Annotated in this window: 13 protein-coding genes; all 13 read right to left on the bottom strand. The window is 33.9% G+C overall.

Going from position 1 to position 13,239, the window contains the following annotated elements; all coding sequences use genetic code 11:
- Positions 1-18: 18 nt before the first annotated feature.
- On the bottom strand, positions 19-390 hold the full coding sequence (locus LC457_RS12235) for a septal ring lytic transglycosylase RlpA family protein (protein WP_034699143.1): 372 nt from the start codon (positions 388-390) through the stop codon (positions 19-21).
- A gap of 562 nt (positions 391-952) precedes the next feature.
- Positions 953-1,687: a hypothetical protein gene (locus LC457_RS12230; protein ID WP_223600076.1), complete on the bottom strand. Its 735-nt coding sequence runs from the start codon at positions 1,685-1,687 to the stop codon at positions 953-955.
- A gap of 24 nt (positions 1,688-1,711) precedes the next feature.
- On the bottom strand, positions 1,712-2,182 hold the full coding sequence (locus LC457_RS12225; RefSeq protein WP_223600075.1) for a hypothetical protein: 471 nt from the start codon (positions 2,180-2,182) through the stop codon (positions 1,712-1,714).
- Between the two features lie 524 nt (positions 2,183-2,706).
- Positions 2,707-4,008: a 30S ribosomal protein S12 methylthiotransferase RimO gene (gene rimO / locus LC457_RS12220; protein ID WP_213280408.1), complete on the bottom strand. Its 1,302-nt coding sequence runs from the start codon at positions 4,006-4,008 to the stop codon at positions 2,707-2,709.
- A gap of 96 nt (positions 4,009-4,104) precedes the next feature.
- Positions 4,105-4,650: a dTDP-4-dehydrorhamnose 3,5-epimerase gene (gene rfbC, locus LC457_RS12215; protein WP_047420836.1), complete on the bottom strand. Its 546-nt coding sequence runs from the start codon at positions 4,648-4,650 to the stop codon at positions 4,105-4,107.
- 15 nt (positions 4,651-4,665) lie between these two features.
- Positions 4,666-5,235: a sugar transferase gene (locus tag LC457_RS12210; protein ID WP_223600073.1), complete on the bottom strand. Its 570-nt coding sequence runs from the start codon at positions 5,233-5,235 to the stop codon at positions 4,666-4,668.
- Positions 5,236-5,249: 14 nt separating this feature from the next.
- Entirely contained in the window at positions 5,250-6,386 is a 1,137-nt protein-coding gene (locus LC457_RS12205; RefSeq protein WP_223600072.1) for an aminotransferase class I/II-fold pyridoxal phosphate-dependent enzyme, read from the bottom strand.
- Between the two features lie 20 nt (positions 6,387-6,406).
- The gene (locus tag LC457_RS12200; RefSeq protein ID WP_223600070.1) at positions 6,407-7,000 is read right to left on the bottom strand and encodes an acetyltransferase; all 594 of its coding nucleotides are present in this window, start codon (positions 6,998-7,000) and stop codon (positions 6,407-6,409) included.
- Between the two features lie 9 nt (positions 7,001-7,009).
- Entirely contained in the window at positions 7,010-7,612 is a 603-nt protein-coding gene (locus LC457_RS12195; RefSeq protein ID WP_223600069.1) for a sugar transferase, read from the bottom strand.
- A 50-nt stretch (positions 7,613-7,662) separates the two neighbouring features.
- Positions 7,663-8,841, bottom strand: a complete 1,179-nt coding sequence (locus LC457_RS12190; RefSeq protein ID WP_223600068.1) for an O-antigen ligase — start codon at positions 8,839-8,841, stop codon at positions 7,663-7,665.
- 33 nt (positions 8,842-8,874) lie between these two features.
- Positions 8,875-10,107, bottom strand: coding sequence for a glycosyltransferase family 4 protein (locus LC457_RS12185; protein ID WP_223600067.1), 1,233 nt, complete (start codon positions 10,105-10,107; stop codon positions 8,875-8,877).
- 14 nt (positions 10,108-10,121) lie between these two features.
- A complete protein-coding gene (locus tag LC457_RS12180) occupies positions 10,122-11,366 on the bottom strand; it encodes a hypothetical protein (RefSeq protein WP_223600066.1) in 1,245 nt (414 codons plus the stop codon).
- A 31-nt stretch (positions 11,367-11,397) separates the two neighbouring features.
- Positions 11,398-13,227 (bottom strand): hypothetical protein, encoded by a 1,830-nt coding sequence (locus LC457_RS12175; protein WP_223600065.1) that lies wholly within the window; start codon positions 13,225-13,227, stop codon positions 11,398-11,400.
- Between the last annotated feature and the right edge of the window lie 12 nt (positions 13,228-13,239).

Here is a 13,239-nt window from a genome sequence, read left to right as displayed (position 1 = left end):
TTAATTTAAATCATAAAATTAATCGACAATTTCATATTCGACCGGAATTGTACCATGACTGATATCTCCAATCTCATCGAACGCAGCTTTAGACATATCTAAAGATCTTGATGAATGGTAAGGCCCTCTGTCATTAATTCTCACTATTACCTCTTTACCATTTTTAAGGTTAGTAACCTTAACGTTTGTTCCAAATGGAAGCGTTCTGTTTGCTGCAGTAAACTTTGAGTTATCAAAGATTTCTCCGCTAGCAGTTTTTCTACCGTTAAATTTATCGTGGTAGTACGATGCATAACTTGTTTTTTTCGCATCTAAGGCATTACTCGTAAAAGAATAAACACCTAAGGTTGAAATCATCATTATGATTACGAGAATGAATCTTTTCATCATTTTGAACTTTTATTGGTTTTGACGGGACAAAAGTATCAGGAATCTTTAGAAAACCCTATTCAACATGTTAAAAACTGTTAACAAAAGATTAATCAAATGTTAAATACCGCTGTAACCTCCTATGAACAGGGGTTTTAGAGCATAGTGTTAAAAAGTGTTAAAAAAATATGCGAAAAGTTAACATAATTAACTAATTCGTGCATAATTTAAATTTCACACTTTTAAAAACAACTGATAATCAATAAATTACAAATTAATAAAGTTAAAATAAAATCAGAAAATCAATCTTAAAAAATTTAAAGTCTTAAGAACCGCACTCCGGAAAAACTTTCTGACAGACAACATCTGCTTATATAAAGAGAGACACCAGAACTATTTTTTAACACCTTTTATTTTGTTAAAATTTATAGACTGATCTATTATTAACCCCAAATCCACTTTAGCCATCCAAAAAAATGAATAAGTGATGATGTATAACCCGAAAAAATAAATGAACGAAATCTCTTAAAAGTAAAAAACCAATGAGAAATCATTGGTTTTTATATGTAATTAAATTAATGTTTTATTTTAAATATTCTAATACATAATCGTATGTACCATTAGGATACACTACAGACATACTAGGAGATCCTGTAATTGCATTTCCTGGAGTTGTTACCGGATTAAAAGAATATAAACTTCTATCATAAACAGTGTTTGTACCTGCTTTATAGATTGTAATACCATACATAGTAGTCATTCCTGTAGGAGCTGGGATATTAACTGCTGTAGAAGTACCACTTGCAGTGAAAGTTCCTTTGATAGCATAAAGCTGCTTATCAACACCAGGACTTACATTTATAATAGTATTTGTAGTTGTTTCTGCTGTTCCAACAGTTACTTTAGGTGAAGTTGAAAGTGAAACCCATCTACCAGTAGAAGTTGCAAAACCATTTGCTGATCCACCAGTTGGATTAGAGAAATAATAATATCCCGGAGTTACACTTGTAGCAATACCAGAAACAGTAGTTCCTGAAGCGCTATTAAAAACAATCATGCCATCATATGCAGTTGGAAAGTTATCTTCGTCAGTAACAGGAGTTGCAAATGTAAAGGTAGTTAAGTCTGTTCTTGGGAAAACAAGTCCTTTTCCATTGTTTACACTATCTGTGAAACCACCTGTACTACCAGAAGCATCTAAGAAAACTCCTTGTCCTTGTATATTTCCGCTGGCGAAACCATTTGTTCTAACCTGCGCATTTGTATATTGAAGCATTGCCACTACAGAGGCAAAAGCTAATAAAATTTTTTTATTCATAACTAAATGTGTGTAAATTTAAGATTAGTTTACAGAGTAAGACTGCCATGCAGTACCATCATAAACAAAAGCAATACCTCTACCTTGAACAGTAATAGAGTTAACAGAGCTAGCATTCATTCCCGTTATACTAACATTGGTGGTTCCTATCCTTACGATAGTAACTGTTTTACCTTTAGTAGCAGCACTTACAGGAATAGTTGCCAAGTTTACTGAACCTGCTGTATCTATAAATACATAACCATTTAGGTCTGCTGCAGATAAATCTGATCCAGTTGTAGAGATTCTCACAGAAGGAGCTGCTACAGCACCACCGCCGCCACCTACAGTAATCCAGGTATTTGTAGTCTGGCCATCATAGTAGTAAAAACCTACTGCTGTAACGTTTGTTGTTTTAGGAGTTGCGGTACCGTCAATTGTTGTAACGAAAGCAAGCGCTCCATTTTGAGCTGCAGTATAAGCCGCATCTTTAGCTAATAATTGAGCTCTTGTCATACGAGGGACTAATAAGGCGTCAGGTCTAGTGTTATCAGTAGTATTTGCTACTACATCTAGCGTTGCGGCAGGTGTGGTTGTGTTAATCCCCACTCGCCCCTGCTGAGCCTTAGAAAGGGCCGAAAGGCCAACAAGCATAATTGCTGTTAATAAAAATTTTTTCATAAGTTTTTAAAGATTTTTAATTACATTTTTTTTCATCAATATTTCCAAAAGGAAGATGCATCCCAACCTGTGAATATCATATTGAAGCTGCCCTGTTAAAATAACTATTTTAGCTTCATTTTAATAATTAACTCATTGAAAGCATATTATTTAAAAATATTGCTTATTGCGCAAATTTAAGACATAATTTTTGAATTTATATACTTTATAATAGAAATTTGAAAAATCTTAATTACGCAAAATATTAACAAATTGATTATCAATAAAATAAAAACAAGCTACCGAGAAAATTCTATGTTAATTTTCGTTAATAACTCCATTTTACAAATCTTATTTTAAACTGATTAGTAAGCATTTAGCTAGACTAATTCTCCATATAAGTCAAACTCCTCGGCTGAAGTAATTTTAACCTCTGCAAATTCACCTATAGAGATATAAGTATCTTCGGCAGAAACTAAAACTGTATTGTCCACATCTGGTGAATCATACTCTGTTCTTCCGATAAAATAATTCCCTTCTTTACGGTCAAAAATACATCTGAATATTTTACCTACTTTTTCTTGGTTCTTTTCCCACGAAATCTGAGACTGCAGTTCCATGATTTCCTCTACTCTTGCCTCTTTTACTTCCTGTGGAATATCATCTTCTAGTACGTAAGCTGTAGTATTCTCTTCATGAGAATAAGTAAAGCATCCCAACCTGTCAAATTTCTGTTCTCTTACCCAGTCTTTAAGTTCCTGGAATCTTTCTTCTGTTTCACCAGGATATCCAACGATAAGCGTTGTTCTGATCGCCATATCCGGGACTTTTTCTCTGAACTTTCCTAAAAGAGCATCTGTTTTCTCATGGGTAGTTCCTCTTTTCATTGATTTCAACAAATCTGAGTTGATATGCTGAAGAGGAATATCTATATAATTACAAACTTTAGGTTCTTCACGGATAATATCAAGAACATCTTCAGGGAAACCGCTTGGGAAAGCATAATGAAGACGGATCCATTCTACTCCTTCTACTTTCACCAATTCTTTTAAAAGATCTCCTAACGCTCTTTTTTTGTAAAGATCAAGACCATAGTAAGTAAGATCCTGTGCAATAAGAATTAATTCTTTTGTTCCTTTTTTCGCCAGTTTCTGAGCTTCTAAAACCAGTTTTTCAATAGGGGTTGACATATGCCCTCCTCTCATCAATGGGATCGCACAGAAAGAACATGGTCTGTCACAACCTTCTGAAATTTTAAGGTAAGCATAATGCTTTGGAGTTGTTGTAAGTCTTTCTCCTACCAGTTCGTGTTTATAATCTGCTCCAAGATGTTTCAGAAGCATCGGAAGGTCTCTTGTTCCGAAATACTGGTCTACATCCGGAATTTCTTTTACCAAATCCGGTTTGTATCTTTCTGATAAACATCCTGTAACGAATACTTTTTCAACCTCTCCTCTATTTTTAGCCTCAACATAATCAAGGATAGTATTAATAGATTCTTCTTTAGCATTATCAATAAATCCGCAGGTATTGATTACAACAATGTCACCACGGTCTTCATGAACCACTTCTTTGCCATTAGCTTTCAGCTGGCTCATTAATACTTCAGAATCATATACATTCTTGGAACACCCAAGAGTGACTACATTGATTTTCTTCTTCCCTACAGATTTTGTACGCATCGTTTTGATTTTGAGTCTGCAAAGATACAAAATATTGAAGAGTTAAGAATTAAAAAATAAAAACCACTTTATAAAAGTGGTTTTCAGGGATATATTTTAAAAGTTTTTGTCTTTAAATCCAGGGGCGTTCTGGTCTTTTTCCGAAAGTATGGCATCTTTTTCATCAACTTTCCAATCGATATCAAGATCCGGATCATTGAACTTTACGCTGCCTTCTGATTCTTTGTTATAAAAGTTATCACATTTATAGGAAAATACGGCGTGGGTACTTAATACAGCAAACCCGTGTCCAAAACCTCTCGGTACATAAAGCTGTAATTTATTTTCTGCGGTAAGTTCTATTCCGAACCATTTTCCGAAGGTAGGAGAATCTTCTCTAAGATCTACGGCAACGTCCCATACACTGCCTTCTAAACATGATACCAGTTTTGCCTGTGCGTGCTCGCCTTTCTGGAGATGTAGTCCTCTTAGTACGCCATAAGATGATCTGGAAATATTATCCTGTACAAAGTGACCGTTCATTCCTGTCAGTTCTTCGAATTTTTTTTCGTTGAACTTTTCAAAGAAGTAGCCTCTTTCATCTTCAAATATGGTAGGCTCTATGATATAACAATCTTTAAGCGGGGTTTCTTTAATTTTCATAATAGTAAAAAAACTCTATTTCAATATAGTTATTATTGTTTTAAATAAAATCTTTGTATCATTTTTGAAAGACATATTTTCATAATAATCAAGATTCATTTTTACTTTGTTCGGAAATAATATTTCATCATTATACTCCAACGGATTCTCCTGGTTGTTCAGGAGATTTTCTTCGTCTCTGTATTTAATACTTGCTTCACAGGTTAATCCTGGTTTTAATTCCAGAACTTTTCTATCTGCTCCGGCAAGTTTATCGTAATACCCTTCGATATCTGGTCTGGGTCCCACAAAACTCATATCACCTTTTAAAATATTAAACAACTGGGGAAATTCATCAAATTTAAATTTCCTGAGGGTCTGCCCTATTTTGGAGCATACTCTCTTGTTATCATGAATTGTTTTAAATTTATATATGGTAAATGGCTTTCCATACTGTCCTATCCGGGTCTGAAAAAAAATACCATTTGATGAGGTATCGAGACTTGCAACCACAAATAAAATAATCAGTACCGGCATAAGAAAGAGGGTCAATATTACCGCTAAGATAAAATCAAAAACCACTTTCCAATATTTATACTGATTCATTAAATCCAATGATATTAAACTCCGAAGTAGTTACGGATTACAGTTGCTATTCTTTCTCTGTCATCATCTGACAAATTTGATCCTGACGGAAGGCACAGTCCGTTATCAAAAAGATTCTCGGAAATTTTTCCTCCGTAATAAGGAGAAGATTCAAAAACCGGCTGTAGGTGCATCGGCTTCCAAAGCGGTCTTGATTCTATATTATCTTCTAAAAATGCAAGTCTTAAGCCTTCTCTGTTTTTTCCTGTAACCTGCGGATCAACAATAATGGCAGATAACCAGTGGTTTGAATAAAAATCACTTCCAGGCTCAGAGAATACTGTCACTCCTTCAATATTTTTGAAGATATCAAAATAGAAATCATGCATTGCTCTACGGGCTTCCACTCTGTCTTTAAGCACTTCCATCTGCCCTCTTCCTATTCCTGCAACAATATTGCTCATTCTATAGTTGAAACCAATATGTGAATGCTGATAGTGAGGTGCATTATCTCTTGCCTGGGTAGAAAGGAAAACCGTTTTATCTTTATCTTCCTGAGTGTGGCAAACCAAAGCTCCTCCTCCTGATGTGGTAATAATTTTGTTTCCGTTAAAACTTAATACTCCAAAACGTCCGAATGTTCCACAAGCCTGTCCTTTGTAAGTTGAACCAAGAGCTTCTGCAGCATCTTCTATAACAGGAATCTGGAATTCCTGAGCAATAGCTGTAATTTCGTCCATTTTTGCAGGCATACCATACAAATGAACTACAATAATAGCTTTGGGTTTTGTTCCTTTTTGAATTCTGTCTTCAACAGCTTCTCTTAAAGCTTTCGGACACATATTCCAGGTATCCGGTTCGCTGTCTACAAAAACAGGTGTTCCTCCACAGTAAGCGATAGGATTAGCTGATGCTGAGAAAGTCATTGACTGGCAAATAACCTCATCACCATGCTGTACTCCGCATTCAATAAGTGCAAGGTGCAGTGCTGCAGTACCAGCAGAAAGAACGGCAACTTTTGCATTTTCACCCAAAAACTGCTCCAGATCTTTTTCAAGTCCGTCAACATTAGGTCCCAATGGTGCTACCCAGTTTTCTTCAAATGCTTCGTTGATATATTTTTGTTCGTTACCTCCCATATGGGGTGAGGACAACCAGATTTTAGTATTCATATTTTTGATTTGTAATTTGTTTATATAATATTCTTCTTAATAATTCTACCGGGATTTCCCACTACAACTGAATAGTCAGGGATGTCATTAATAATTACCGCTCCGGCACCTATTACACACCATTTTCCTATTTTAATTCCTTGTATTACCGAAGCACCGATTCCGATCTGAGAACCTTCTCCAATTTTCACTCCTCCTGCAAGTGCCGAATTGGGTGAGATATGAACAAAGTCTTCAACCACACAATCATGATCTACAGAGGCATTGGTATTGATAATACAGTGTTTACCAACAGTGGTATCAGCATTAATCACTACGCCACCCATTACTACTGTTCCCGGTTCAATCTTTACAGACCCCGAAATTATAGATTTTGGGTGTATTAAGATGCCTATCTCATTTTTAATTTGTTCTGATATTTTTTTACGAGTAGAATTATTTCCGATTGAAATAATCAGTTTTTCCTTATCGTCAGGTAAATTATTTAATACAGGAAAGCCATAGCATTCATTTTTAGTGATATCCTGATCTATGAATGCCTTAATCTTTATGTCATTAGCCATTGCAATATCTGCAATTACTTTTCCGTGTCCACTTGCTCCAAATAAATACATAACGATCAATTAATTTCCCTGAAAGGGTTCTATGGTTACATGTCCATCAGCAGAAACTCCTTCTCTTATAAAAACTTTCTTAGCTGTTAAAAAGAAGATTTTCACATCTAACATCAATGATATATTTTCTACATACCATACATCGTAATCAAATTTTTGATTCCATGATATTGCATTTCTACCATTCACCTGTGCCCAACCTGTGATTCCGGGTCTCACGTCATGTCTTCTGGCCTGATGTTCATTATATAGAGGTAAATACTGAACCAAAAGAGGTCTTGGTCCAATAAGTGACATATCTCCCTTCAAGACATTGATTAATTGTGGAATTTCATCCAAAGATGTTTTACGGACGAAAGAGCCTATTGCCGTTAATCTTTCTGCATCTGATAAAAGGTTTCCGTTAGAATCCTTTTTATCATTCATTGTTTTAAACTTTATAATTTTAAAAATCTTACCGTTTTTACCAGGCCTCTTTTGAAAGAAAAAGGGTTTACCATTGTTGGAAATAAACAATCCAATCATTACGATAAGAAAAATTGGAAGCAGAAAGGTAATTCCTATGAGAGCAACTACAAAGTCGAAAATCCTCTTTAAATAATTTTTGTACATTTTTAGAAATTAAGTGTATCAATCATCATATACTTTTTGTAAATATTTTTTTAAATTTCCTGTGTTTTTACTGTATAACCAATACCTATAATTATTGAGCTAAAGTACAAAAATTCCGGTATATTGAAAAGATTACAGGAAGTCTGTACTAAGGTAAAGTATTGCAAAAATAACGCAAAAATCAGTTTATAGTATATATTTCCCTTTTGAATTTCCCAAAATAAGGCAGCATTTTTTAAAACAGGTAAAAACTTTAGGAAATAAATAATTAACCCTAAAATACCCGTAGCCATTAAAAGTTCTAAAAAGATATTATGCGGATGAACTCCATCTTCATATAAAATCCTTCCACCTAAAAAGCGATTTGAATTAAAGATTTCAATAGCTCTGCTGTATAAAGGTCCTCTTCCTGATGTATCTCCATGTGCAACCCATTTATATATTCTGTTAAAGCTTGTTATTTGCTCATTTCCATAATATTCATGTAAAATAACCAAGCCTATGAATAACAAAACCAATGTAATTATATATAACAGATATTTTTTATTTCCTTTTAAAAGAACCATGTAAAAAGAACACACAAAAACAGCTAATAACGGACTTCTTGCCATAGACTGAATCACATTGAAGAGACCTAAAAAAAGACAGAAAAATAAAAAAAATGAGTTATAGTCTTTTTTACAAAACAGAAGCAAAAATAACGATATGATAAACAATGAGGCTCCTATATGCCCGTACATAATATAATATGTACTAAAAATATGATCTAATGTTATAAAACCATATATATAGTTGACAACGAGAAGACCACATAAAATAGTGATACAATAATTTGTGATGCTCTTGAAGTCTACTTTGTTGTAATTAATGCATAATAACGCAAAACTTGGCAAAAGTATCATAAATAAAATTCTGAAAATATCTTCATTCTTTGATAATAATACATCCTGATGAAAAGAATAATTATTAAACGAATAGATAAGCTTGATGATGTAAAAAATCCAGAATCCTACAAGGCTTATTATTGAAATATTTTTAAGGTTAATATTTCTTCTTTCTCTATAGATGATCAATAAGGAAAATAGAATGATTAATATTCTATAGGGGATAGAAAAATTCCTGGGGTCCATTCCCAAAGGTTTTGCAAAAGAAATGGCGATAGTATTTCCCACCATAACAGACAACAGGAATAGTTTATCAATGAAATTATTATTAATAGTAATTTTCAAAATAGCCTATTATTTATTTCAGCCAGTGCAAAGCTACTTCTTTTGCTTTAGGGAATGAAATAAAATAGCATCCATATATTGTTTCCCTAATACCGGATACGTTCTGTTTTCAAAAATCCATTTTCTCCCTTTATCACCTATCGCAATTCTTTCTTCTGAGCTCATATTGGCATAATATAAGATTGCATTTTTGATATCTTCTGCAGATGTGCTATTGATAAATTTACCACAATCCGCCTCATTTATCATAGAAGGATAACCGGTGTAGGAAGCAATAATCGGTTTTGCAGCCAACATATATTCTACCACTTTATTCATAGATTGCCCATAGTCCCACACTTTTGAATCTTTAGTAGATAGGTACAGAATATCGCAAGCCTCAAGAAAATATTTAACTTCACTTTGCTGGATTCTTTGTAAAAATGTAACATTGGAACAATCTTTTAACTGTTCTTCGTAAGATTCTCTGAGATCACCACTTCCAACAAGTACAAAATGGATATTATGATCTTCCTTCATCATCTGTATGGTTTCAATAAAAGGTTCCAACGCATTGGTAACCCCCATACTTCCGGCATAGCCAACAATTACTTTACCTGATGGTATTATCTCTAAAAACGGATTTTTCTCTTTCAGGAATTCTTCAGAATAATTTTCAGGATCAAATCCTAATGGTGAACAATGGAAAGGTTTCTTATATCCCAGTAATTGTTCCACATGTAAATCCAGCCTTGGCATTGTGCCCGCAACCAGATCAGCTTTCTTGTATCCAAACTTTTCTATAAATCCTATCAGTAAAACAAGAGGATGTGATTTGGAAAAACCGGCTTCTTCTGTCATCGTTAAAGGCCAGATATCTCGGATTTCAAAAACCAGAAAACTGCCAAATTTCTTTTTCAGATAATAACCATAAATAATAGTAAAAATAGAAAGTGACGAAACAATCACCACATCTGGCTTTGTCATCCCGGAAAGTTTCATAGAAAATAGCTTTCTTTCAAAATCAAACCATGATAAAATCCTGTCTATAGATGCTGTTTTAGTATATTTTTTTGTTTTGATCCATCTTATGGCTACCCCATCCTGCTCTTCATCATTATAGATTTTGTCAGTTTCAGGACAGTTGGTAAAATGATTAGAATCTGAAGTTATCATGAGGGTATTATTCCCCTGTCTTTTAAATTCTCTTGCCAAATAAAACAAACGTGACGGAACTTTTGCGTATTGTGGTGGTGAGGCATATTTGGAAATCAGCCAGATATTCATCAGTATGTATGTGTTTATTTTAAGTTTACAATTTCTTGAAAGTACCCTTTATTATCGTTGATAAAAGGATTTTGATTAGAATAGTATGAATATTTAAGTGAAATTTTATCATACATCATATTTACCTCATTTGTATTGAGCATCTTCCACCATCCATAAAAAATATGTGTATAATCCTCAGAAGGTGATAATCCCTTATCTCCTTTTTTAAGATTACTTCTAAAATTACTGTTATTCCCATCGACAAAATTATTGAAGGTGTAAATCCCGTCTTTAGTGTTATACATTGCAATATTATTCAGTAATTGTTTTGAAAGCAGTGTATTGAGTTTATCTAAATATTGAAATTTTGTAGTATCAGACTGAAATGATAATTTCAGAATATGGAGATAAGCCGGCATTCTTGAAAAATGAGATGCATCCCAATTAACATTTTGGTTCTTTTTTAAGACCACATCCTGAAAATTGGGGTGATCTTTCCAGACATTGGGCTGCAGATACCATACATTATCCTGGAATACTACTTTTTTCTGCATTACCTGATAAAAAGAGTTTCTAATGTTTATCAAATCCCTTGTAGCGGTAAGCGAGGCATCTTTTTCTATAAGTGAAAGACTAACTCCTGTTCCCATAATATAAAGCTCAAGATCAGTAAATGCACTATAATAGCTCATATCTCCATTATACTCACCTGTCAGCAAAAACTCTACTCTCTGTTTTACTCCATAGAATTTCCTGGATTCTGCTTCCCAAATATTTGCATAGGTATTGTTCCAATAGTTTAATATCTCTTTTTTGATGAAATTAAACATTTTGGTCTTTTCGGCATCGCCACGTATTCCACTTTTTCTAAGATATTCGGAAACTGTAAAATAGAACGTTCTTTTACTTAAATCATCTATATCTGCTCTATTCTTTATGGTAAGCAGTCTTTCATAAGTAAAAAGCACCTGCAGTCTTTTTATAATTTCCTGATTTTTCGTATCATAACCATATTGTATAGGAATATATAAAAAAGCGGCACAATCATAAGCTGCATTGGGCCAATTTGCCATTTTTGTTTCGGAAGCAAAAATATCATTGTAATGGTTGATCAGATTAACTATTTCTGTCGTTTTCAGATTTTGCTGTCTGAATACGGGCTCAACCGATATTAATGAAGTTTTATTTACAGATGCTTGTACCACCGGACAAATGCTGATGGTACAAAACAAATAAATAAAAATAAACCTCAGTTTATAAATTAATAAATTTTTCATCTATAAATAGGCATTTAATAATTAGTATCAATTATTGCTTATACAATTTTGGAATATTGTTAACGATTTTTATCACACGTTCAAAATCCAGTCCTAAAGTATCAAGATACCATCTGATGTTCTGATAACGTGGAGCGTTCTCTATTTCAACAAGCTCTAAAGCTCTTTCTCTTGTCATTTGTCCTTCTCTGATCTGATTACTTCTGAATGTATCATGTTCTGTAAAGCCGGCCACGGTATAATATACATAATTATAAAAAGCTGCTGTACCATCTCCAATTCTCCAGGTAGTAGTGGTGTCTATTGCTTTTTCCCAATCATAATGATTTAAAAGGGTATCATCTACCTGTTCTTCATCCCATCTCCAGTAATCAAAAATATGGTAATAATCCTGCTTATCAGTAAAGCTACGATAATATTCTCCTGAAAGAGTATCCCAAAGTGAGCTGTTGAAATACCCCGGACTCTGCATCATCGCTCTGAATCTTTTAGAATGGTATCTCAACTGTTTCATAGCACCATGGCTGTATACTCTTTTTTCTTCAAAATCAGGTTCAATATCTAAAAATCCTGTTTTAAAGTGGGTTACTTCCAATGGATTCACCCCCCAAAGATTTAGGTTGATTCCTGTTTGTTTCTTGATATCTTCTACATATCTGAAGAAATGTTTATCTCCTGCTGTAAGCATTGCCATCATCCCTAAATGCGGAGCTTTAAGCCATGCTTCAAGGTTCATTCTGATATTTTTTCTTTTGAGTGAAATATCGGCAGCTACAATAATATTTTCTACCCCAAGATCTGCACACATACGGCTGATATTTCTTCGGCCAAGATCTGTTACCATTCCCCAATCATAGGTATATGTAACGGGTTTCATTTCCAGTTCTTTTACAATAAGGTGTAATCCGTAACAGCTGTCTCTACCTCCTGAGAAAGGAACGATACAGTCTAATTCTTTTCCTTTTCTTCTGTAAGGTTCAACCAGTTTAAATAATTCTTCTTTCGGTTTGGGATTATTTCTCGGCTTATAATTTTTACAGTAATTGCATACTCCTGCTTCATCAAATTTTATAAAAGGCATTGTTTCCGGCAGTATACATTTTGTACATCTCTTGATGTCTATCTTTTTGTATTCCAGTAAGCCTTCTTCAATTGTATTAAATTTAAATTCAGGAATCAAATTTTCTACTCTGCTTTTCTCATCTACAATATTCAGATTTTCCACTGAAACAGGGATGTCAATAATCATAGCTTCATCTTTTATCTGACTGATATTCTCACAGCCAATGATTTTAAGCCCATAATTTTCTGAAGCAAAATAAGTTTTATCTTCATTGTACCCCACGTATAAACTTCCGTTATTGGAGAAAAGAACCAACTTTCCTATTTCCGGTAACACAAGAGCACATGCAATAACTCCCCTACATAGAGAAAGTATTTCTTTAGAAAGGTCTTCAATTTTGTTCTCCTTGTTGCTAAGAAATTCTTCTGCAATGGCTACAATAGCCTCAGAATCAATCTTCAGTTGTCTGCTTACCGATAATTTACTCCAAACTTCATCTTCATTTACAATGATACCGTTGTGTATAGCACATATATTTCCTCTCACCACTGGCTGATTGTCCCCGAGACCATTGGTAATTAATCTACTATGCCCCAGTACAATATTATTATTATACGGCTGTACTTTGTTCAGTAGTTTTTCAATACTATAATCTGCTCTGTTTACCTTATAGTGATTATTTTGATAATAGATCAAACCACTGGAGTCCACTCCTCTTTGTTCAGAATGTTTTACCAGAGTTTGAAACTTCTGTTTGTTGATATGAGTCTTTGATACGACTCCAAAAATTCCACACATTTGTCTTTATTA

Origin of the sequence: Chryseobacterium sp. GVT01B (assembly GCF_019970045.1) — a bacterium.
Lineage (GTDB): Bacteria > Bacteroidota > Bacteroidia > Flavobacteriales > Weeksellaceae > Chryseobacterium.
The sequence above is the reverse complement of the archived record's forward strand: the minus strand, read 5'-3'. Positions and strand labels throughout refer to the sequence as shown.